Annotated in this window: 19 protein-coding genes and 1 pseudogene; 2 read left to right on the plus strand and 18 right to left on the minus strand. The window is 48.4% G+C overall.

Annotated elements, in window-relative coordinates; translation table 11 throughout:
• Positions 1-48 precede the first annotated feature (48 nt).
• Positions 49-959, plus strand: a pseudogene (locus tag BS614_RS02745) (helix-turn-helix transcriptional regulator).
• Positions 960-1,003: 44 nt separating this feature from the next.
• On the opposite strand, the gene rlmH reads toward BS614_RS02745, so the two are convergent.
• From rlmH to BS614_RS02765, 4 genes are all read right to left on the minus strand, one after another.
• On the minus strand, positions 1,004-1,483 hold the full coding sequence (gene rlmH, locus BS614_RS02750; RefSeq protein ID WP_017691463.1) for a 23S rRNA (pseudouridine(1915)-N(3))-methyltransferase RlmH: 480 nt from the start codon (positions 1,481-1,483) through the stop codon (positions 1,004-1,006).
• A gap of 679 nt (positions 1,484-2,162) precedes the next feature.
• Entirely contained in the window at positions 2,163-2,330 is a 168-nt protein-coding gene (locus tag BS614_RS02755; RefSeq protein WP_017691462.1) for a CxxH/CxxC protein, read from the minus strand.
• A gap of 341 nt (positions 2,331-2,671) precedes the next feature.
• Positions 2,672-3,196: a hypothetical protein gene (locus BS614_RS32065; RefSeq protein WP_244898258.1), complete on the minus strand. Its 525-nt coding sequence runs from the start codon at positions 3,194-3,196 to the stop codon at positions 2,672-2,674.
• Positions 3,197-3,586: 390 nt separating this feature from the next.
• Positions 3,587-4,864 (minus strand): S1C family serine protease, encoded by a 1,278-nt coding sequence (locus tag BS614_RS02765; protein WP_074092880.1) that lies wholly within the window; start codon positions 4,862-4,864, stop codon positions 3,587-3,589.
• A gap of 758 nt (positions 4,865-5,622) precedes the next feature.
• On the opposite strand from BS614_RS02765, the gene BS614_RS02770 reads away from it, so the two are divergent.
• Positions 5,623-5,835 (plus strand): hypothetical protein, encoded by a 213-nt coding sequence (locus BS614_RS02770; RefSeq protein WP_036611899.1) that lies wholly within the window; start codon positions 5,623-5,625, stop codon positions 5,833-5,835.
• Here the strand turns inward: BS614_RS02770 and BS614_RS02775 are convergent.
• The 14 genes from BS614_RS02775 to BS614_RS02840 form a co-directional block, all read right to left on the minus strand.
• On the minus strand, positions 5,804-6,610 hold the full coding sequence (locus tag BS614_RS02775) for an MBL fold metallo-hydrolase (RefSeq protein WP_036671861.1): 807 nt from the start codon (positions 6,608-6,610) through the stop codon (positions 5,804-5,806). The two genes, BS614_RS02770 and BS614_RS02775, sit on opposite strands and share 32 nt — an antisense overlap.
• A 6-nt stretch (positions 6,611-6,616) precedes the next feature.
• Positions 6,617-7,360, minus strand: coding sequence for a two-component system regulatory protein YycI (gene yycI, locus BS614_RS02780; RefSeq protein ID WP_036612041.1), 744 nt, complete (start codon positions 7,358-7,360; stop codon positions 6,617-6,619).
• A gap of 577 nt (positions 7,361-7,937) precedes the next feature.
• Positions 7,938-9,056, minus strand: a complete 1,119-nt coding sequence (locus BS614_RS02785; RefSeq protein ID WP_074092881.1) for an IS110 family RNA-guided transposase — start codon at positions 9,054-9,056, stop codon at positions 7,938-7,940.
• Positions 9,057-9,302: 246 nt separating this feature from the next.
• On the minus strand, positions 9,303-10,583 hold the full coding sequence (locus BS614_RS02790; RefSeq protein ID WP_074092882.1) for a YycH family regulatory protein: 1,281 nt from the start codon (positions 10,581-10,583) through the stop codon (positions 9,303-9,305).
• A complete protein-coding gene (gene walK / locus BS614_RS02795) occupies positions 10,567-12,417 on the minus strand; it encodes a cell wall metabolism sensor histidine kinase WalK (RefSeq protein ID WP_074092883.1) in 1,851 nt (616 codons plus the stop codon). Before walK ends, BS614_RS02790 begins: the two co-directional genes overlap by 17 nt.
• Positions 12,417-13,139, minus strand: a complete 723-nt coding sequence (yycF, locus tag BS614_RS02800; protein WP_074092884.1) for a response regulator YycF — start codon at positions 13,137-13,139, stop codon at positions 12,417-12,419. Before yycF ends, walK begins: the two co-directional genes overlap by 1 nt.
• A gap of 247 nt (positions 13,140-13,386) precedes the next feature.
• Positions 13,387-14,919 (minus strand): peptidoglycan DD-metalloendopeptidase family protein, encoded by a 1,533-nt coding sequence (locus BS614_RS02805; RefSeq protein ID WP_036671864.1) that lies wholly within the window; start codon positions 14,917-14,919, stop codon positions 13,387-13,389.
• Positions 14,920-15,405: 486 nt separating this feature from the next.
• A complete protein-coding gene (locus BS614_RS02810) occupies positions 15,406-16,215 on the minus strand; it encodes a class I SAM-dependent methyltransferase (RefSeq protein WP_074092885.1) in 810 nt (269 codons plus the stop codon).
• Between the two features lie 284 nt (positions 16,216-16,499).
• Positions 16,500-17,267, minus strand: coding sequence for a hypothetical protein (locus tag BS614_RS02815; RefSeq protein WP_074092886.1), 768 nt, complete (start codon positions 17,265-17,267; stop codon positions 16,500-16,502).
• A 222-nt stretch (positions 17,268-17,489) separates the two neighbouring features.
• Positions 17,490-18,776: an adenylosuccinate synthase gene (locus BS614_RS02820; protein ID WP_036671866.1), complete on the minus strand. Its 1,287-nt coding sequence runs from the start codon at positions 18,774-18,776 to the stop codon at positions 17,490-17,492.
• Positions 18,777-19,220: 444 nt separating this feature from the next.
• Positions 19,221-20,582 carry a replicative DNA helicase gene (dnaB, locus tag BS614_RS02825; protein ID WP_036611922.1) on the minus strand — a complete coding sequence of 454 codons (1,362 nt, stop codon included), beginning with the start codon at positions 20,580-20,582 and terminating at the stop codon, positions 19,221-19,223.
• 1 nt (position 20,583) lies between these two features.
• Entirely contained in the window at positions 20,584-21,027 is a 444-nt protein-coding gene (gene rplI, locus BS614_RS02830) for a 50S ribosomal protein L9 (RefSeq protein ID WP_074092887.1), read from the minus strand.
• A complete protein-coding gene (locus BS614_RS02835; RefSeq protein WP_074092888.1) occupies positions 21,024-23,015 on the minus strand; it encodes a DHH family phosphoesterase in 1,992 nt (663 codons plus the stop codon). The genes rplI and BS614_RS02835 overlap by 4 nt, the downstream gene beginning before the upstream one ends.
• Positions 23,016-23,026: 11 nt before the next feature.
• Entirely contained in the window at positions 23,027-23,938 is a 912-nt protein-coding gene (locus BS614_RS02840) for a DUF2232 domain-containing protein (protein WP_036612044.1), read from the minus strand.
• Between the last annotated feature and the right edge of the window lie 4 nt (positions 23,939-23,942).

Raw genomic sequence — 23,942 nt, forward strand, 5'->3', positions numbered from 1 at the left:
ACACCTTAGTGTCACCTTTATAAAATCATGTAAAAAAAGAGGGCAATTATGGACAAAGTGGAGAGACTCATTTCGATTATCATGATATTGCTGAGGAAAGAGATTGTTTCTACAACGGAATTCTCACAACTATTCAATGTCTCCAAAAGAACGATCCTTCGCGATATGGAAACATTGAGCTTATCGAACATCCCAATCTACTCTGTCAATGGCGTCAAAGGCGGCTACGGCATAATGGACGAATACAAGGTCGATAAACGCCTTCTAAGCAGCTCCGATTTACAGAATATATTGGTTGCGCTCGGCGGATTGGAACAACTCCTCCTTACTGAAGAAGTGGAAAGAACGATAAAAAAATAGAGGCAATGGTTAGTCCATTGTCTCTGAATCGTTCCATTCAACTGTCGTTTTATGTTTGGGAAGGTCGGTCCGAGATTCTTGAAACCTTAAAGATATGTCAAGAATCCATTTCTAAAAAAAGGCTGGTTTCGTTTGATTATACAGATAAAGACGGGGCTGTAACGAATAGAATGGTCGAGCCCTATGAGCTGCATTTCAACGAATCGAGTTGGTACTTGAAAGGATTCTGTTTACATCGACAGGGATATCGAACATTCAAGTTATCGCGGATCGATCATATTACGATGGATGAACGTACGTTTAATCCTAGAGACGATTGGTCAGAGCAAGGTCGCGTTGCAAGTTATCTACCGCAATTCGTCACGATTAAGGCATGGATATCGCCTAGCATAAAAGATCAAATCATCGAAAGGTATGGTCGAAGAAGTATTGAAGACCATAATGGTGGATCTTTATTAGCAACTATTTATGTCCCACAAAATCATATGGGATTTCAATTGTTAGCAAGCTTCGGCACTCATCTAAAAGTTGTAGAGCCCAAGTCCTATGTTGAAGACTTTCGAAATTATTTATATCAAATGATGGAGAATTATTCCTGATATATTTAGCATTAAAGCTTCAACCTTCAACTCAACTTTTCGTCCTATTTATGGTACGGTTCCCCGCGATTAATCTTCACAGCGCGATAAATCTGCTCCACCAGCACCAGCCGCATAAGCTGATGCGGCAGGGTCATGCGCCCGAAGCTCAAGCGCTGCTTCGCGCGGCGCAACACCTCATCGGAGAGCCCGTGGCTTCCTCCGATGACAAATACGACATGGCTCGTCCCATACGTGCCGAGCTTGTCGATCTCCAATGCCAGCTCCTCGGAACTCCAGAGCTGGCCATCCAACGCGAGCGCAACAACATGCGCCTCGCTCTTCACATGCGCGAGGATGCGTTCGCCCTCGCGCTCTTTTACCGCCCGAACCTCAGCTTCGCTCAGGGTATCGGGCGCCTTTTCGTCTGCGACCTCGATCATCTGAAACTTGATGTACGGGGCGAGGCGCTTGGCATATTCCTGAATGCCCAGCGTCAAATATTTTTCCTTCAATTTGCCTACGCCAATAATCTGAATAAACATAACAACCCATTCCTCCTAAATTGTCTTGCGAGATATTCTATAAGTAAGATGCTTCATCGCATCGTTCGTTCCAACTGTATTATACCTATACTACACATTTCTCCAAATTCTAACGAATCCCACACACCTTAATCAGCCCCATTTCGGCTACTTTAAAATCTAACGAATCTGAAACACGCTATCCCAGTCAAATCGAGCTTTCCCCACCACTTTCGAGGCCGTTTCTGTAATATAACGTGTCTACGATTCGTTAGATTTCAACCAGGCGGTGTTTGCCTCAAATAAGGCGTCTCCGGTTCGTTATAGCTACTCGGCCCAACCAAACCTACATCCTTAACCACATTGCTGTCACCCAAATTTACTTTCCTCACGCCCCAGCAGCTTCCATTTCTACTTACCTACAACTTGCACCTTTACTACAACCTAGCTCACTCCCAACTCGGAACTCGGCACCTACCTACCTTAATCTTCCCTTACCCTCGCCTACTCCCACGTTAACCCCTACGTCCCCACCCAGCTCCACGCTGCCTAACAATCACCACCAATTGCCCACACAAAGACAAAAAGAGCGCTCATCACGCTCTCCTTGGCCTCTTGCTGTGATGTTCATACCGGATGGAAAGTCAGCCCGAAGCGCCACCTTAAGTCACGCCTCCAGCCGTCTAAGTCCTACAGTACGCTAAACGACGAGGAATTCCGCGTGCTGTTCGCACTCGGCGCACTTCGCAGGCGGGTCCCAGTCGGCAAATTCCGTCTCCTTCAAATCAACGATATCTGGAGCGTCCTCATACTCATCGACAAACATATCGATGGCAATGTCCACGTGTTCTTTGCATACAACGTACATCCGTTAAGCATCCTTTCTGTAACCAGCTATGTTCCCGATTCACAACCGCTTATCCCATTACAGGATAGCCACTTCTCAGTTCTATCACACCTGCCGCCGAAAAGAAACCCCCAGCCCTAATTTATCGTGCCCAACCTCCACCAAACCTCTCCATTCACCGTAAAAGAACACAAAAGCATCCTTCCCGATACCTCTACGGTACTACGAAAAGAATGCTCTTATAACATTAACAATCACTTCACATAGCGAATGAATCTTGCTCCTGCCCCTGAATTACGAATACAGAGTTACTTATTGCCCTGTTCCATTCCAATCTATGAATTGTTTCTATCCCGAACTCTTTACTTCAACCCCGACTGCGCCTTCGTCAACAGCTTCCCACCTTGAAAAGCAATAACAGCATTGGCACCATTGCCAGCAGTGCCTTTATAGTTGTACACCACCATATTCTCCGCTTCACTCAGCGCTTCACCTTCGCCTCCGAGGATCTCGATGACATCTCCCACCGACATGCCAACCTCAAGCTTCTCATACTGGGCAAAGGTAATCAGCACCCCATCGCCTTTCCCAGCCGATCCGTTGTTTCCCGATGTTACAGGCGTTTGACCACCAGCCTCACCCACCGCAATCACATTTGTACTCAGTTCATTCAACTTGGTCTCCAGTGCTGCGATTTTTTGCTCCTGCTCAACGCTCTTGGCTCCCTGCTCCACCAGTTTCTTCTCAAGCCCTGCAATCTTCTCTTGCAGAGCACTTGTATCTACAGATGCTCCTGTCGTAGCTACCTCAGATCCACAGGCCGACAGCACAAACAGTGACAGCGCCAAGCTCGTTCCCCCAAGCATCTTTTTCTTCAAATGTTTCATTAGAAATACCCCTTCCATTCTGAAATAAAATCAGATCGACAAACAGATGTTATTGCATCAGCGACCGTCTCCAACATATTGACAACAGTTTACCACAGCACAAGTCTTATGTATCTGCTCCTTTGGCTCCGGGTCTAACTGATCATGGGAAGATGTAAATGGTTAATCTACTCATTTACTGTCGAACGAACACGTCCAATCCCTATTACAGCCAGTGTTATTTCGATGTCCTGACTTATGTAATTACAATCTAGCTCACCCCTTACAACCAAGCATTGCGTAATGCTCATCATCCAACAACTAAAAAAGAGTGGTCAGTTGATCTGATCACTCTTCTAGCATTCCCTATTTCAATCCACGCAACAGTATGGGCTCGCTCGTTGATCTCCCCTACTCCGGTTTATCCGTCAGCTTCACCGATACTTTCTCCACTTTGCCATCCCGGTAGAAGGTCACTTCAATCGTATCCCCAATCTTCTTCTCATCGTACAGATATTTCCGTAGATCCAGCGTGGAGGTAATTTTTTGCCCGTCAAATTCCGTAATGACATCATTCAGCTTCATGCCGGCTTCGGATGCTGGACCAGATGCTTCCAGCACAACCACACCGCTGTCCACATGAGATGGCAGCTTCAGATCCTTACGCTGCTCGTCATCCAGTGGTGCATAAGGGTTGCTCAGATCCACCGTGTACACGCCAAGATATGGACGAGATACTTTACCGTTCAGTAACAGAGAATCGACCGTTTTCATCACTTCGTTCATCGGAATCGCAAAGCCAAGACCTTCAACGCCGGTATCCGAGATCTTCATCGTGTTGATGCCGACCACTTTGCCGTTCAGATCGACGAGTGCACCGCCGCTATTACCTTCATTAATCGCCGCATCCGTCTGGATCACGTTTTGCTCCCAGTCGTACACCCCGTCCTGATTAATCGATACCGGTAGAATACGATCCGTGTAACTGACAATACCGGATGTAAGCGTACCACCCAGACCGAGCGGATTTCCGATCGCCAGCACCGTTTGACCACGCTGAAGCTTGCTGGAATCACCGATCTCCGCCACTGCACCCAGCCCTTTATCCTCTGCGGATAGTACAGCAATGTCACTTACACGGTCTTTACCGACCAGCTTCGCTTTGTGTGTCTCCCCATCTACGGTCACAATCTCCAGATCACTCGCACCCTCCACAACGTGGTGGTTGGTCATAATATAAGCTTTGCCATCTTCCTTCTTGAAAATGACCCCTGAGCCCAGCGCCGAATCTTCCATCGATAGACTGCTACCCGTTTTATGGTTCACAATGCTCACCACGGAAGGACGAACGTGTGCTGCTGCCTGGATAATCCGGTCGTATGGATCAGCTGCCTGCGCTGTCTGTGCACCGCCTCCACCACCATTACCTGTAGCATTAGCCAGCGGTAACGAAGCGGGCTGTGTGATGAAGCTAAACAGCATGACGGTCACGATGGAGCTGATCACTGAGCTAATCACAGCTACCTTAACTGTGGAACTGATTCCCGTACGTGATCTGCGCGGATTGCTCCAGCGGTCACGTCCACGTGCTCTGCCTCCAGGGCGGATGATCTGAAGTTTGCCTTTCTGTTCAGGTTCGGCGCGTCTTGATACTTTGGTTGAATAAAAATCGTCTCCAAACAATCCCATCGTGATCCTCTCCCCTTCGTTGTCACGCATCAAGACCCTGACTGCCGCCTAAGTTGTCGCATGGATCAACGATGGTGTTCTTACGTTACCCCACTCCAGCCACAGCCGAGCTTTCGATCGCTGTTACTCACAAACTCCCATCCCACTTTCAGGGTGAAATTTGTTCATCGCGTATGCTCTCGAAGTAGCTTTCCTTCAGAAAGCTTTCCGGCGAACGCTACGCTTCTCCAGCTTCGTTCTGTGTCTTTCGTTACGTGCGTACCGTAAATAACCTCTCGTTTTCCCATGCTTTTTTGCAATTTTATAAAATGGTCTTGCATATCGCCGCATCCCGGCATCAAATCAAGATACAGCGTCTATGTACAACAGAACGGACACGCCATTCTGTCAGTGACTCTATCAATCATGCTCTCGCATTCTATGACATGCCATTTCACACGCAAAACAGCCAAAATCACAATGCTCCTCATATACTAAACACGTCAAATCACAAAAAGTTGCATATTTACGAAAATTAAAGCAAATTTCCGCTATAACGCGCTTAACAATAAAGGTCCATAGTATCTATCACCACAAAATCCGGTCCGCTAAGCGCCATTTTGGCAAATTTGAAGAACTTTTTCACCCCTGCATAGTCACAGGTTCAGCATACAGGTCTCATCACACAAATGTTAGCGGCAAAAAGAGGAATGTTTTCCATCAAGCCTGACTACAATAATAGTAAAAGACAATTCGAAGCTTCATAGAGGAGGATATATATGGATCGCACACGTACACTCACAGCCATGGATGAAGTTCATATGGCGGCCAAGCTGGCCGATCTCAAGGAAGAGCACTATCGCAACACGCTTGCACTCAGTACCATCATTGAACTACTTATCGATAAAGGCATTCTGACCCGTGAGGAAGTCGAGCGCAAAGCCGCCGAACTCGACAGCTTTATGGCTCACCCACCCTATCCCATGGCGTAGGACGGTCGTAATACGTATCACAGAGTTTGAACTCATGATCCCGATAAAAACATCCACGGCTCTCCATCGCGTCGCGCACCGACATTTTCGCCAAGTCCATCATATTATGATCTCGGCTAAGATGTGCCAGATACGTGCGCTTGATGCGTCCGTTCATCAGTTCACTAAGCGCTGCACCTGCCGCTTCGTTCGACAGATGCCCAATGTCGCTCAAAATCCGGCGCTTGGTGTTCCATGGATAACGCCCCATACGCAGCAATTCGACATCATGATTCGCCTCCAGCACCAGCACGTCGGAATCAGAGATTGCATCGCGAACCTTGTCGCTCATGTACCCGAGATCCGTTGCAACAGACAGCTTCTCCGTACCATCATCGAATGTGTACCCTACCGGCTCAGCCGCATCATGCGAGATCCCGAAGGATTCCACGCGCAGTGACCCAAAATCATGCTTTTCACCCGTCTCAAATACCCTCCGGTTTTCCTCTGGAATCGCCCCAACCGACTTCTCCAGTGCCGCCCACGTATTCAGATTCGCGTAGATTGGTAAATTATATTTCCGAGACATCGCGCCTAGTCCTTTAATGTGATCGGAATGTTCATGTGTAACCAGAATCCCGTCCAGTTCTGCCCCAGAAATCTCCCTTTCCTGAAACAGTGCATCCAATCGCTTCGCACTAAGACCCGCGTCAATCATGAGAGAGGTACCCCCATGCTGTATGACTGTGGCATTACCTGTCGAACCGCTGGATAACACGGTAAAATATATCCCCATAACGCATTACTCCCCTGGTTTGTCTGTCTTGGGACTGAATACATCCCCACTGATGCCCTGCACATACAACACTTCGCCACTTTCCAGCACGAACCGCCATGCCGGCATCGCTACCTGTATATCTGAATTGAACAACTGGCCGTAATAGCCCAGCTGAATATCTTTGACAATTGCATCATTTGGCAAAAAGTTCTCGATCAGCGTTCCCAGCGCCTTCGACGCCGGAAGCACCTGCTGATCGCTCTCCTCTGCGGTTGTAATCCGCACTGGAGTTTGACGGTAACCCGTTATTTTCTGGTCGCTGTAGAATAGCTCCAGACTCACATTGAAGAGCGGCCATTTGCCATCCACCAGTGGGTGAAGCACAAAAGCCCCATCCTCGGCCATCAGTTGATCCAGCCGGTATGTCCCGATCTGTGGAATCTCACGCTCTAATGCATCTTCCAGCTCACTCTGCGAGAAGATCAATTTGCTATCTACAGGCTGTTCCAGTTCCATATCCACGCCAGCCTTGTCCTCTTCAATGAACTCATAGGACAACTTCGGTAGCTTCGGCGTTTCATTCGGAATCGGAGCCAGCACCTGAATGCCCTTCTCTTCCATCGCCTGCTGTGTATTATCTGCCAGTGAGGTGAAGTCCAGATTGGCTCCGGCCGTCTCCCGCGCATCCATCCAGATCTGGTATCCCAGCACCAGATTGAGCAGCAGAAAGGCATAGATCAACACATTTTTCGCCCGTCCCCAATCCAAAACGTTCACCTCCCTCAGTTAACTGGCTGAAATACTTTCAAACACTCTTGGAAAATTGATCTCTATCCACGTTAGCCTGCTCGCTAACGAACTGCACACGCCTTATATGCTCCATTTTCCGCAAGTTTGTAATCTAACGAATCTGAGAGAAGTTATTTCAATCATTCATAGGCATTCCATCGGTTTTCACTCGTTTTCTGCCGGAATAACGTCGCTGAGGTTCGTTAGATTTTGCGTTCTAGGCTAATTCGGCATTTAAAGCGTGTCAGATTCGTTGCTATGAACGTTTTTGTCAAGCCCATCACAAAAAGCTGCTTTTCCCCGAAGCCCTAAGCGCGGGAGTCCATATGCGAGCGACGGTTGGCACGCTGCTATCCGTGGGTTGGTTACCACATGGTATGCCTTCGTCAAGGAGAGCTTTTACAAGCTAGCCACGCACGTTCAGCCCATTAAAAGCCTAGTGCAAACGAACCTCGTACATTCTCTCCTGAACCTTCCATGAACTCCCGGGCCTAAGGCTCCGGAGTTTCCCCCTTTTTCCTTTTAAACCATCCGTCTCTTCAAGATGAATAACAGATTACTGAGCGTTCGGTAGCTCCAACGTTCGGGCGACCGCCCAAATGAACCCGGTCAGTTCCCTGGCCACCGCGGTGACCGCGACATTTTTGTGTTTGTTTAATCCATAAACTAAACGGCGGAATTTTCGGTGCAGCCGTTCCTGAGCTTTCCAGGAAATGAGCTGTATGTCCGCAGGCAGACCTTCCAAACGGCGGGCCAAGTCCCCTTTAATCGCAGGCCGATGGCGGTAACTCCATGCCGATTCAATCAAGGTGCGACGCAATCGTCCATTTCCCGCTTTGGTGAGCGAGCCTCGTTGGGTACGGACTCCAGACGAATGCTCACGCGGAACCAGGCCCAAGTAAGCCATGAGCTGAGCAGGGGAACGGAAACGGGCAAAGGAACCAATCTCCGCAGCAAGCGTGACGGCCGTGAGAAATCCAATGCCACGCAGAGACTGTAAAATTTGAATCAAATCGGCTTTAGAGCTGGTCGCCGCCTCTTCAATCAAGGCTTTTTCCAGTCGACCGATGCGTTGCTCGATCTCGTCCATGGCATGAAGGTACTCCGTAAACGCAATCTGCATAGGCGCATTCGGGAAGGTCAGTTGTCCAAGCCATACGCGATATTTTTTCGTCCAGCGACGTTTGATTTGTTCAGGCGGATGGATCTGGTGACGCAATAAAAATTTGAGCACGCGTTGACGAGCCCGGTGAGCATCTTCTTTTGCCGATTCGCGTGCCCGAACCAATTCACGAAGCGCCTCATCTTCACGTGCTGGAACGTAAATCGGCGTAAGCTCGCCTGCACGGAACAGACGTGCCAGTTGCTCGGCATCCCGTTGATCGGTTTTCACGTGATCGCCGGAGCGCTTGGGGATGAGTGAAGGGGCAATGACGACACAATGGGCCCCCATGGATTCGATCCAGCGGTAGGTTTCGTATCCTGTAGGACCGGCCTCATAACAAAACGAGAGGGAGCTTGCCGGACCCAATTCTTTGATGAGTTTGCGTAAGGCAGCAGGCGCATGAGCAATGGTGCCGTAATACCGCGGCTTGTCTTGACCCTCGTCAGCAATAGCAACAGAAATTTTTTCTTTGGATACATCTAAACCGATGAATTTTGTGGTAGACTTCATAGGGATAGCTCTCCTTTGCTGTGTAGCTCTGAAATGGTGGTCTTCTTACTGTCCATTTTAACCTACGATGTGCAGCAATATGGAGGGCTATTTTTTTGTGGTTACGTTCATCATAGCTAGCCATTAGCCCGCTGCCCAAGGGAACCTATCATCCCACTTGGGCAGTTCACATCTATAGACCGGAAGGTTATTCTGCACGCGTAGTGATAAAGTACAGCTACTCTTTGGTTCAAAGACTATAACCTATCAAGATACGGTAGTTTCCTCCCCGTTTCCAAAGCGGATCACCCATACCGGGATCAGCTTTAGTCCGTCCTCAATCGAAGAAGGACGATATGCCGGGTACACGTCTACGACCTGACGATTCTCACCTGCGACCTTTTTAATAAGAGCCTTCAGCTTGTCTCCGCCAGGCAACTTTACCGATTTCTTCGTCTCTGCACCTTCGTTCAGGTATTCCAGTGATCGCTCATAACTGGATACCGTCTCCTGCTGCATCTCCATACTGATCGTGCCAAAGCGGAACTGCATGGAATCCATAATCGGATAGCTACCATAATACTGTTGGAATTCAAGCTGCGTCTTGCTGTCGGCGGTCTCCAGCATCATGCGCGAACGGCCTTTCCAGCCACCATGCTGATTCACAAAGTCAACCGCAGACAACGCATCCTTCGCGGGATCAATCTGTCCCGCAGGCGGTGCCGCCGGATCGGTGTAACTGATCCAGCGCTGTTCCTGTTTTACCTGCAGACTACGTTTACTATCCGTGTAGATCTCCGATCCATCTTTTTCCCGGATATTCCGGGTCATGCTTGGATCGAAAAACAGACTACGCTGCATTTGCTCAACCGTGAACTGCCCTGTCGGCACATCTGCCTCAATCGTCTCCAGAGCTTCGGCTGGGATATAATACCCGCCATCCATCAGCGTATATGGCGTCCAGTTCGTACCGAAGTCAACATGCTGTTGCACGTCTTGTACTGTCAGGTCCGCCTGCGTTGCTTCGTATACCACGTCTCCCTTGGCGCTGAAGAACAGCGCATGGGCCTTCGTTTCATTTTTGGACGTATAGATCGAAATTCGGTTAATCGTCTCCCCTTGAAATAAGGAATCCGTCCCAAGCCTCATCACCCGCTGTAACAATGCTACGGGAATACCTTCTTTGAACAATAGCTCAAACCCAGGGTTCTCCTTGCGAATCTGATCCCAGTTCACCGATTGCACACTGCGGCGCTGAAAATCATCGAACGCCCGCCCCTGTAACCGCGAATAGATTAACTGATAGAACGTATTGCCAGGGTAAAACACCGTATGTTTATCCTCACCCAGATGAATAATCATCTGATCAGGGAAGATCAATTCTTCAATATTGCGTTCCTGACCCATATTTTCCGTCTTCACATAGTTCGTTTCTGACGTCACAATGGAATCCCCGCCTCCGGGCAAACGGTAGATCAGAAAACAACTCTGAACCAGACTGGCTACAACAAGGGCAGCAAGCACCAAGGATTTAATCCGTTCCTTCACGGTGCTCACCCCCTTTCTCCCGCATCGGCAGTGTGAACGTTACTGTCGTTCCCACATCTACTTCAGACTCCAAAGAGATGCTTCCATCATGTGCCTTCACAATTTCCCGGGCAATGGACAGTCCTAGCCCTGTGCCTCCCATACTGCGGGAACGAGCCTTGTCCACCCGATAAAACCGCTCAAAAATGCGATCCAGATCGCGCTGTGGGATACCCATTCCGGTATCCGATACCGAGATGGCAAGTGCGTGTTCATCACTGCGTCTAGCCGCAATCGTAATGGTGCCGCCTTCCAATGTATATTTCAGCGCATTGGATACGACATTATCCAGCACCTGATCAATCTGGTCACGATCCAGCGGAACAGCCGGAATATCATTCTCTACAGACAGCACAGGCTGAATATCCTTCTGATGCATCTGAAACGAGAATCGATCCGTCACTTCCTCCAGCATTTCCAGGATATCGGTTGGCTGTTTACGTAGCAAAGCCTCTTTGGAATCCAGCCGAGATAGATGCAGCAGATCCGTAACCAGTCGTATCATTCGCTCCGTCTCGTTCTGAATAACACCAACGAAACGACCGGCAAGTTGCGGATCTTCCAGTGCACCGTCATCCAGTGCTTCCGCGTAACTCTTGATCGTGGTCAGTGGTGTACGCAGTTCATGGGATACATTGGCTACGAATTCACGCCGGGATGCTTCAAGTTCTTCCTGCTCAGTAACATCCTGAAGTACGGCAATGGTTCCCGTGATCCCCCGTTCACGTCGATGAACCGGTGTGAACGTCATCCGAATAACCACAGGCTCTTCTTGTCCAGCGGGTGCAATCTGCAGCAGCGTTGAACCTGTGAAGCCACTCGCGAGGGCTTCCGCATCCTCCGGATCAATGCCGAGTAATATGGCAAAGTGTCTTCCTTCAATATCCGCAGGATGCATACCCAGAATGCTGCTGGCACGACGGTTTACGAGAATGACTTTACCGTACTCATCCGTAGCCACCACACCATCACTCATATTCGTCAGAATGGAGGTCAACTTCTCCTTCTCCTCTTCATTCAGTGAAAGTGCATCCCGAAGCCGGCTGGTCATATAGTTAAAAGCCCGACTGAGCTGACCAATCTCATCCGTGCCAAATACAGGTGTCTGCTGATCAAAGTTACCTTCTGCGACCGCTGTCGCTCTCCGAGTGACTTCTTTAATCGGCTGTGTAATCGTATGGGACAGGATCACGCCAAGCACCGCCGTTAACAACAAGGCAATCAGAATGCCGGAGATAAAGATTTTGTTGATTCCCTCCATCGTGGAATACAGCTCGTTCATGGATGCCGCGATGTAGACCGCACCAATGATCTTACCGCCGGACAGCACCGGCTTGGCGACGACCTTTTTGCGAACATTATCCTCGTCCACGATATATTCCTCATTGTCCCGAATGCCTTGCAGCGCACGGCTGACGACGGTCTGGGTGTTTTTGCGCCCGACATAATCCGAATGTGAACTTAGCGAGGTCGTGAGTACCTTGCCGCTGGCATCCAGCACCTGAATCTCGGCACCATTAATGTTGAACAGATTGTTCACCAGCACACGCAGATTTTCCGTTTTGTCCTCGCCAGCTTCTGCTTCTCCACCCGCCATCGTCTCCCCCACGAGAACCGACAGCATCTCCGCACGCGCCTGCAAGTCTTCCGTAAAGTTGCTCGTTAGTGAGTTCTTCATCGCGCTCACAAAATAAACCCCGATCAATTGCATCGCAATCAGAATCAGCAGTACATAGATAATGATCAATTTCGCCTGAATCGTTCGGAAGAACGAGAATCGCGCGAATCGGCCCATTATATCCCCACGCTTTTGGCACTGCGCACGAGATAACCGAGCCCGCGGCGAGTCAGAATCGTTTCCGGTTTGCTCGGATTCTCCTCAATCTTCTCACGCAGACGACGAATCGTAACATCCACGGTGCGTACATCGCCGAAATATTCATATCCCCACACCGCTTGCAGCAGATGTTCTCGTGTCATAACCTTGCCGGAATGCTTCGCCATATAATAGAGAAGTTCGTACTCACGGTGGGTTAGATCGAGCGGTTCCCCGCCTTTGTAAGCCGTATACATGTCCATATCAAACGCCAGATCAAATAGTCGCATGACCTGCTTTTCCTCATCTTCCGGCGCTTCGGCCGTAATCGCAAGCTTTTGCCGTCTGCGCATCTGTGCCTTCACCCGTGCAAGCAGCTCACGCGTACTGAATGGCTTCGTCACGTAATCATCCGCACCCAGTTCCAGACCAAGCACCTTGTCGATCTCGCCATCCTTGGCGGTAAGCATAATGATCGGCATCTCCAGATGAGCGCGCACCTCACGACAGACATCCATACCGTCCTTGCCCGGGAGCATCAGATCCAGCAGCATCAGATCCGGTTTCTCGGATAACGCCAGTTCAACCGCACGAATGCCATCAAATGCACAGATGACCTCGTACCCCTCTTTTTCCAAATTAAACTTCAGAATGTCCGCGATGGGCTGTTCATCGTCCACCACCAAAATCTTCCCCTGCATCGGCTAAGTTCACCCCTATATCCTGCTTAATCCGCATTAGCGTTTATATCTCTCTTCTATGTTTAGCTTGTACCAAGCCTACTTGATTGGTTTCTCTAGTTTGTTGTTTATACTCTCTAGTTTAACATACCTGAAGCACCGTCACATCCCGATCAGGGGCTTGGAAGGTCTTTCATCTGAAAATTTTTTACAGCAGCAAAAAACAAGGCCAGCATTATAGCCAACCTTGCTCCACTTAAGCTCTATATTAGTTCAAATACGTTAACGGATTTTCTACCGTTCCATTCTTAATAATCTCAAAATGCAGATGTGTTCCAGTCGAACGACCCGTGTTGCCCATAACGCCGATACTCTCGCCTTTTTCAACCACTTGTCCAACCTTAACGCCAATGCTGTTCAAATGTCCATACAGTGTTTCGTATCCGTTACGGTGGTTAATAATGATGACATTACCATAACCGCTTTTCTGTCCTGCAAAAGTAATTACACCCTCATCAGACGCTTTCACATCGCGGTTACCTACCAGATCGACACCTTTGTGCTGGCGACCCCAACGTTGTCCAAAGCTGCTACTCATCGTTGCATTTGATACCGGCCAAGCAAATTCACCTGTGCCCTCACCAACAACTTTTGTTCCGCTAAGGACTACTTCAGTTACAGCTGCTTTAATCACTTCCTGACCAAGCCACTCTTCCTGAACCACTTCACCATTTTCTTTGGTTATACGGTACTGCATGCTTTTCAAGCCGCTTTGTCCTGGGCGCACGACTTTTGTTGTACCTGCTTTCAACTCGTCACTTTTGCGCACTTCCACTTGTGGTTTGATCTCAATCTGTTCAACAACCTGCTCAACCGATTTAACGGTTACCGCCGGTTTCGGAACGGTCAAGGTCAGTTCGTCTCCGATTTGAAGCGACGTTTCCTTGATGCCCGGATTATGCTGGCGAATCTCGCTTTGTGTTATTTCATACTTGGCAGCGATCGAAGAGATCGTATCTCCTTCACGAACCACATAAGTTACAGGCGCGTCTTTACCAACGGTTAAAGCTTTAACCGCCTCGGACACATCCCATATTTTATTTGGATCAGCCTTCACCACATCTGTCGCTACATCTTCCTTGATGCCTACCGACTTCAGGGTTGTGCTTGGTCCCTCGTCTTTCTTCGAGGAGTTAGCCGATACCGACTTCGTCTTAAGCGAACTTCGCACAGCCGATGCCGATATGTATTTGCTCTGCACTTGTTCCAGGATTGCATCAGCTGTTGCCTGATCCTTCACAATACCAATGACTTCACCATCTACCTTAAGCTCCACACCTTTGGCGTAGGCTGTCAGCATGTCACCCAGTTTGTCCAGCGTCTCGTCACTGTTCACTTCAGGTTTGTACGCTCTTACCGTTTCGGTTGTGATGCCATCTGTGTTCAGCACCATCTCTGCATCCGGATATTTATGTTGATATTCCTCAGTTTTGTCTGTAAATAGTTGTTGTAATTGTGCCTCATCTGCAATGGTACCAATCTCGCTACCTTTAACCATTACTTTATAGTACGGTACGGTGTTTGCAGTAACATATTGTTTGCCTGCGAACCCGAGCGATGCTGCGATGAATACACCACATGCTGCTGTAATGATCCATTTGCGCGAGGCCAGAACGCGCTTCTTATTCACACTGAAGGTGGACATGCTCATGTTGTTTTTGTCTTCGGCCGTCCGGTGTTCCCCGGATTGTTCGTGTACCCGGTCTTTGCCCGGTTGGCGTATGCCTCTGAAACCTTTCATGATTCTCTCCTTTTCAGCACTTCTCAGTTCGCATTTCTGTCAAGACATCACCCATCGTGTCTGTCCCCTGCTCGTTGATACTTGTATTGGGTGTCCGCAAAATCAGGACTTTAGCTGCGCTCGTAAAAGTGTCAAAATTTTAACCTTTTATTACACCCGTATACTTTAACACAGGTTTTACACTCATTTCAACTCTACACGTCACACCGCAAAGCCACGCCCCGCTTGCTTTCCCTAAATTATCCATAAGATAGTACGGCTGGTCCATCACCCATTATGCCTCAACATCCGCTGTACTATGTACTTTTGTTCGCAAATTAAGACTAGGTTCTAAGACCCAGTGAAATATGCTTTATTTTTCATAAAAATACAAATAAAATCCCTCACCAGATCAACTCTGATAAGGGATTACGTAAACAACCTGTTTGTGGTTTATCTTAAACTGGATTTCATCTCATGCCACAATAGAAATTAACTTTTATGTCTCTATTCTTTGACTGCAAGAATTACAAATCGCTTTTGCTGTACTTCCCAAAATCCATTGTGCTCCATCTCCATATGAATATCCATTAACGGCTGACGGAACTGTTCCACTTTGAAATCAGGTACTTGCCACGGGATAGTCTTTAGATAATAGACCAGTGCGCCTATATCATAGAAACGCTGCGCGGGAGTTGCTTCCCGTTGCTCCAGAATACGGAATCCACACTGTTCCAGCTGAAGAACGGCACGATCCAGCTCCCATCCATCGTAATCCACTGGCATAGGAATGCCGAGCCGATCATTGATCTCCCTGCAATCTGACCAACCTACCTGTTGAGTTAGAAACATTCCCCCTACCGATAGAATCCGCTTAACTTCCTGCTCATCATACGACTCATGCCGATTAAGAATCAGATCGAATTCCGCATCTTTAAAAGGAAGCTGCGAATCATCAGTCACTGGAAGCACCTTCACACCGAGCGGCTGTAAACGTTCCTCTGCAATCGGTATATTGGGGAGATAACCTTCGGTCGCACATGTGTATGGAGGAAGTGGAAGGAGTCTGGACAGCATTTCTCCTCCACCAGTCCCCATGTCGAGCAATCGTTCTGTTTGATTCAACAATCGGCGCGCCATTGTTCCATATGACCAAGGCAACATTCCGCTCTGGAGCCGCCCACTCCCTGTTACATAGCTAAAATCCCAGCCAATAAACGGCTGATCCGCCTCTCGCAACCCTTGCTCGTATCGCTCATTCGTCGCCTCGGTAAACTTTTTTAATGATGGTTCTGAATTAGAATGATATAAGTTCATGTTCAATACAACCTCCAATTAGTGTATTCATAAACACAAGTCCACCGGATCTCTTGAATGCATCTATGAACGGAGGTCCACGAATTGGACTGGAGGTTTCTGCAATGTTGCCTGAACGTTTTTATATGTTGTGTTCTTTACCTTTATATTTCATACACTGTTCCCTCCTACAGGCATTTCCAGTATTTATTTAAATAAATTATATTCAATCATCCTCGACAAGTCCATTACATTATGAATCAGGCGATACCCGTCTAGGAGCACGCCTGCTTTACCTTCCAATCTTATTCTGTTTGCAGCACTTCCATCAGGTTGTCGTACTCTTCATTGGTCAGGTACTTCGAGATCACCTGTTCAATCTCACGTAATTCCTGTTCCGTTAGGCCACCTTCCATGGCGCCTGAGATCTGTTGCATTTCTTTCTGCGGCAGCTTGTTCATGAGCAGACTGAAGATTTTTTCTTTCTCCTCTGCTGGCAGCTTGTCCTTCGCTCCTGTAATGTCATCCGGTGATACAACAATGGCATCATTGCCTGAAGAAGCACCGCCGCTGGTCGCTCCGGTTCCGTTCCCTGAAGCTGAACCACTACCCTGATCTGTTCCTGAGTCATTACCCGTGCCCGTATCCGTCCCATTGCCTGCACTTGTGCCTGAGTTTGATCCTACGGTCGTATCTGTACCTGAACCTTCCCCTGTGCCCTCGTTTGAGCCGCTCCCTTGGGACGCATTGTTGCCCGCATCTATGCCAGATTGACCGTTCTCTGTCCCATTCCCCATAACTGAAACAGCATCTTCCGGAACCTGCTCTTCGTCCGCTCCTGTCGGCTGATCTGTTGTCCCATTTCCTGATTTGTTCCCCTCGCTAGTTTTACCGCCCAAGGCACCTTGGAAAATGGCGGTTAACCCCATGGGTTGACCTTCCCACTGAATATTGAAACTCGCGAGTAGCGACTTCGCATATGACTGTACAATTAATCCGGTCGTGAGCAGTGTCAGTGAACTGACCAGCAACACGGTTAGCACGATTTTAACAAACCACACAAGCAACTTCATTCCGTTCTCTCCCTCCGATTATCCCACCCGTCTAACATGCGCATGTCGGGGTCTGTGACTCTACTGTTAACCAGTATTGACGGAAATCTCGGGATTATATCCGATAAACATACAAAAAACCTCCAGTCATCGCTATAAAAGCAACAACTGGAGGCTTAACATGCCTAAGTCGGCAGAGGATTCTATTTTATAATTCAAAAAACAATCTCTCTATTTCTTCGATTACTCGTAGATTGGAAGAACTTGATTCGTTTGCTCACGGTTACGACCAACGGAGAAGATGGCAATTGGAATGCCTGTCAGTTCGGATACACGTTTTACATAATTCTGTGTGTTCACTGGCAGGTCTTCAAGTTTCTTCGCTCCAGTGATATCTTCGCTCCAGCCTGGCATCTCTTCGTATACCGCTTCACATTCTGCCAGCATTTTGAGGCTTGCCGGATAGTGTGTAATGACCTCGCCGCGGAATTTGTATCCTGTGCAGATTTTTACGGTTTCCAGACCTGTCATTACGTCCAGAGAGTTCAGGGACAGACCTGTAATTCCACTGACACGACGCGCGTGGCGAACAACAACACTATCGAACCAACCTACACGACGTGGACGTCCAGTTACCGTACCGTACTCATGTCCAGTCTCACGGATTTGGTCACCGATTGCATCATGCAATTCCGTAGGGAATGGGCCATCTCCTACACGGGTTGTGTAAGCTTTCGCTACCCCAATGACTTGCTGAATACGAGCCGGGCCTACGCCAGAACCGATACATACGCCACCTGCGGACGGATTGGATGATGTAACAAATGGATAAGTTCCTTGATCAAGGTCCAACATAACGCCTTGTGCACCTTCAAACAATACTTTTTTGTCCTCATCAATATATTCGTTCAGAACAACGGATGTATCACGTACGTAAGGACGCAGAATTTCAGCATATCCGAGGTAATCTTGCAGAATCTCTTCCACATCAACAGGCTGGCCGCCATAGACTTGCTCGATGACACGGTTCTTTTCTTTGACCAGATGACGCAGTTTCAGTTCGAAGTCTTCAGCATCCAGCAGGTCAACCATCCGAATACCAATACGGGCTGATTTGTCCATGTAACATGGGCCAATTCCTTTGCCAGTCGTACCAATTTTGTTCGGACCTTTGCTCTCTTCTTCGAGTGCATCCAGTACCATGTGATATGGCAGGATGATATGTGCGCGCTCACTGATGGACAGGTTCTTCGTTGTGAAATCATTGTCATGAATATAATTAATTTCTTCGATGAGTGCCTTCGGGTTGATAACCATTCCGTTACCAATCACACACGCTTTATCCGTGTAGAAAATCCCTGATGGAATCATCGTCAGTTTATATTTTTTGTTATCAATCAGAATTGTATGACCCGCATTGTTACCACCTTGATAACGAGCCACCACATCAGCGCTCTCCGCCAAATAATCCGTAATTTTACCTTTTCCTTCGTCTCCCCATTGCGTTCCCACTACAACTACCGTTGACATAGTTAACATTCCTCCGTGGGTGCCTTGCGCACCTTTGTATTGGTCTGTCCGTCCTCTATCCCGGCAGGCGTGTTACGCAATAAACCGACTGAGAAGCGTGCTAACGGACAGTAAAAATGTCCTTCCGTTACATTCAAGGGAAGGTTTGTGCTGCTTTAACGCAGCAGTATTAGTGTACCAGTACCCTTTTTCAAAGTCAAATCAAATGGCGAACAATTAGATATAGTACAACCGTAATGTTCGGGATTTACCCATTATTTCGACACAAAAAACCGGAGACTTCAGTCCAAGCTTGCTTGACTGCTATCACCGGTTCAAGGATACCCATTTCAATGTGAATCTATATCTGGTATTTATAAGACATGTTTGCGTTCAGTTACTCTAATGGTTGATCTTCGGGACAGACGATTTTGCTTCCTGATCGAAGCCGTCAGCACCTGCCCGTTACATCGCGAAGGCGTCATTGTGCGCCCTCTCGTAATTGACGAATTTATTAAAGTTTTTCAGGAAGACCAGTTCCACCGTACCTACCGGACCATTACGCTGTTTGGCGATAATGATCTCAATAATATTTTTCTTCTCGGTCTCCTGATTATAGTAGTCATCCCGGTACAGGAACGCTACGATGTCGGCATCTTGCTCGATCGAACCCGATTCCCGCAAGTCACTCATCATTGGACGTTTGTCCTGACGTTGCTCTACACCCCGGCTCAGCTGGGACAAGGCAATAACCGGAACTTCCAGTTCCCGGCCAATCTGTTTCAGTGTACGTGAGATCTCGGATACCTCTTGTTGACGGTTCTCCCCTGCTTTACCACGTCCACTAATCAGTTGAAGATAGTCGATCAGGATCATGCCAAGGCCTTTCTCTTTCTTCAGACGACGGCATTTGGCACGAATATCCGCTACGGTAATCCCTGGCGTATCATCTATGAAGATGTTGGCTTCTGACAAAGCTGCAATACCCATCGTCAGCTTCTGCCAGTCTTCATCACCCTTGAAATCACCCATACGCATCACGCTGGCATCCAGGTTGGCTTCCGCACAGATCATACGTTGCACCAGCTGGGCAGCTGACATCTCCAGACTGAAGATGGCTACCGTCTCCTGTGCCCGAATGGCAACGTTCTGAGCGATATTCAGGGCGAAGGCCGTCTTACCTACGGAAGGACGGGCCGCTACAATGATCAAGTCACTGCGCTGGAATCCGGCAGTCATCTTGTCCAGATCGATAAACCCGGACGGAATACCTGTCGTTGTTCCCTTGTTCTGATGAAGTGTTTCCACACGATCGAATACTTCCATCAGTACGTCCTGAATGGCTATAAAACCACTACTGGAGCGACGGTTGGAAATCTCCAGAATGCGACGTTCAGCTTCTCCGAGCATCGCTGCAACATCTTCGCCGCCTGTATATCCTTCGCTCACGATCTGTGTTGCCGTACGAATCAGGCGACGCAGCATCGATTTCTCTTCGATAATCTGAGCGTAATAGTCTACGTTCGCGGCTGTAGGTACACCATGGGCTAGCTTAGCCAGATAACTAACGCCCCCGATGTCCTCCAACTCACCTTTATCCTTCAGAAGCGAAGTCAGTGTCACGAGGTCAATCGGTTGATTTCCCTCACCAAGCTGGATCATCGCTTCAAAGATTAATTGATGGGGCTTATCATAAAAATCCTCGGTTTGCACCCGTTCCATCGCTGTAATCAGGGCCTCGCCCTGCAACAGGATTGCACCCAGCACGGCCTGTTCGGCTTCCAGGTTCTGCGGGGGAATCCGGTCGAATAACATTTCTCCGCCCATCTTACTCTTCCGTTACCTGTACCTTCAAGGTTGCCTTCACTTCAGGGTGAACCTTGACAGTTACTTGTGTTACGCCGAGTGTACGAATAGGCTCGTCCAGCTCAATTTTACGTTTGTCTACTTTCAGACCCTTTTTAGACAAAGCTTCTGCGATCTGTTTGCTGGTAATGGCGCCAAACAGACGACCACCTTCGCCGGACTTCGCTTTCAGTTCAGTCACTTCTGCTTCCAGCTTTTTGGCAAGTGCTTCCGCTTCCGCTTTCTCTTCCTGTTTGAGTCTTTCTTCAGCCGCCTTCTGGTTGTCCAGTGTCTTCATGTTGCCGTCTGATGCCAGACGTGCGATTCCCCGTGGCAGTAGGAAGTTCTGTGCGTAACCCTCAGATACTTCTTTCACTTGCCCTTTCTTGCCTTGACCCTTCATATCTTTTATAAAAATGACTTTCATTCGAACAGCCCCTCTTCCTTTTCGATTTCAGCCAGTACGTTCGTCAGCCGTTTTTCTGCCTCTCCAAGCGTTCCTTCAAGCTGAACGGCAGCATTCGTCAAATGTCCGCCACCGCCCAGTCGTTCCATGACAACCTGAACATTCATGCGCCCCAGCGATCTCGCGCTGATGCCAATCAGTCCATCCGGACGCTCACTAATCACAAATGAAGCGACCACGTCGGTCATATTCAGCAATGTGTCCGCCACTTGGGCGATCATCATCTGTGGAATCTTGCTGCCAGGGTCCGTGACCGCCAGCGCAATGTTCCCGTATACCATTTTAGCATGCTTTATGATTTCTGCCTTAGCAATATATTCTGACAGATCCTCTTTCATCAACCGCTGGATCATAATGGTGTCCGCACCGCTACGGCGCAAGAAGCCTGCCGCTTCGAACGTTCTGGACCCCGTGTGCAATGCAAAATGCTTCGTATCCACTGTAATCCCGGCAAGTAGAGCCGTAGCTTCCAGCGGAGTGAATTGTACCTTATCATGAATGTATTGCAAGAGTTCGGTTACCAATTCGGCAGCAGAGGACGCATAAGGTTCCAGATAGATCAACACTGCGTCATTGATGAACTCTTCGCCCCGGCGATGGTGATCCACTACTACGACACGGGTAGCAGACTGTACCAGTTTTGGCTCCATGGTCATGGAGGCCTTATGGGTATCCACCACCACCAGCAACGTGTGCTCGGTCATCATCTGGGTTGCCTGTTCCGGTGATACAAATGCTTTGGACAACTTCTCGTCCTTGTTCACTTGCTCCATCATGCGTTCAATCGATGGATTAATTCCATCCAGAACAATCCGTGCTTCCACATTGTACAGACTGGCCGCTTTCCACACTCCGATGGATGCGCCGATCGCGTCCATATCCGGAATTTTGTGCCCCATGATGAGCACCCGATCGCTCTCCTGCATCAGATCACGCAACGCGTGCGCAATAACGCGGGCTCTTACCCGTGTCCGTTTCTCCACTGCATTAGACTTACCGCCATAGAAAGACAGGCGTTGTCCGGACTTCACGGCAGCCTGATCACCACCACGTCCAAGTGCCATGTCCAGACTGGACTGTGCCAATTCTCCCATCTCGCTGATGCTATCCGATCCAAACGCCAGTCCAACACTGAGTGTCATTGGCACTTTGAGGTCAGCAGTCATCTCCCGAACTTCATCCAAAATGACAAATCGGCTCTGCTCCAGTTCCTGCAAAGACTTATGATTCAGCATCAACAGATAACGATCAGAAGACAGACGGCGCAGGTACACTTCGTACCGCTTGGCCCAAGACGTAATTTCGCTGGTCACTCGGGCAATCAGTGCTGTACGCTGTTGATCGTCCATGCCTTGGGCAGCCTCGTCCAGATTATCCAGAACGAGAATTCCCAATGCAAGGCGTTCATTTTCATATTTATCACGAAGAATGGCTAACTCCGTAATCTCGTATACATATACATACCGCTCCTGCGGGTTATGAATTACTCCATAATGCCGATCATCCAACTGGAATTCGTCATGGAACTCCTTGGATGAATGTTCCTTCGTCCCATCCTTCTTCTCTTTAGGCTGAGGAAGTTTGGGAAACAAATTAAGTAGCGGATTACCCACCATTGTCTTCTCCTGGAACATCTCCGCGACAAAGCGGTTATGCCACTCTACCGTACGATCTTCGCTGTACAGCACAATTCCGAATGGAAGCATGCTGACCGCTTCCCCCTCCATCCGTTTGATCCGAATAGATAGGCCATTAATGTAGTCGTTAAGCTCACGGCGGAACGCGAGCTCCGCCTTAATCATGACGATTCCCAGCGCCGAAGCCAGTATCAGACTAATCAAACCAAGCGTCCAGTTATAAATGGTAACGAACATAACGAGCAACAGCAGCAGTATGAACGCCCATACGGTATAGTAGCCGTGCCAGCGTTTCTTCAGAAATTTAGGCATGACTCATCACCCTATCGTTTTGATTTCGATATTGCCTCACGAAGCGGGAACGCCAGATCGATAATTCCGATAATCCGAAGCGGACCAATGAAGAAGACCGCTGCCGCCAGGAAATATGGTATAACCGGATTCCATTTCTTTGTATGTGAGAGAAAGAAGAAGAAACCGATCGCTTGAATCATGAAGCCCAGATTAATTAACGGGGACAGATTCATGGCAATCATGGTCCAGTATGTTCCATCACTTTGTCTGGAGATCACTTCGATCAACAGAGCAAGGAAATAATACCAGATCAATGCACGCGGCATACGCCACTCTCTCGCTGGTGGAAGCTTCGATACCACCACACCCATCACGTTCAGAATCGGACGAGCTATGGCGTGTGTAATAAAGGCCATTACCATCGACGTGACAACGAGAGCAAACGGAATCATAAGCTGTGTTTGTTTGGCAACATCCTCGGTCATCTCAGGTGTCCATGCAAACCCGTTGATCATCTGATTCGATGTATTGGTTAACGGTTCAATGGTCAATTTGACCACATCTTCAATATAACTGGACAGGTCGAATTGGAAAATGACACTGCCGACCAAGAGCAACAACAAGTATTCTGCCAACATCATGCCACTTCCCGCCATCAGGGCGAACAGGGCCGATTTGCGTGTTTTATACGCGTGACCCATAACGATTGCAGGCAGGGTAAAGATGAGCAATAGTAACAGATAGATGGGGTGGAATACGACCAAAATAACGGCTACGGGCACGAGATGCCATATAAATGATTTTAAAGATAATGAAGCATACAAAATAACTCCCGGAATCATCATAAAAAATATGGCAAGTACCGATAAAGGAGTTAACAGCGAAAGTAGCAAGAGCAGATAGACTGCGCTCCAAACAGCTGATTTAAAGCTAAATTTCAACAAA

It is taken from the genome of Paenibacillus xylanexedens (genome assembly GCF_001908275.1).
Taxonomy (GTDB): domain Bacteria; phylum Bacillota; class Bacilli; order Paenibacillales; family Paenibacillaceae; genus Paenibacillus; species Paenibacillus xylanexedens_A.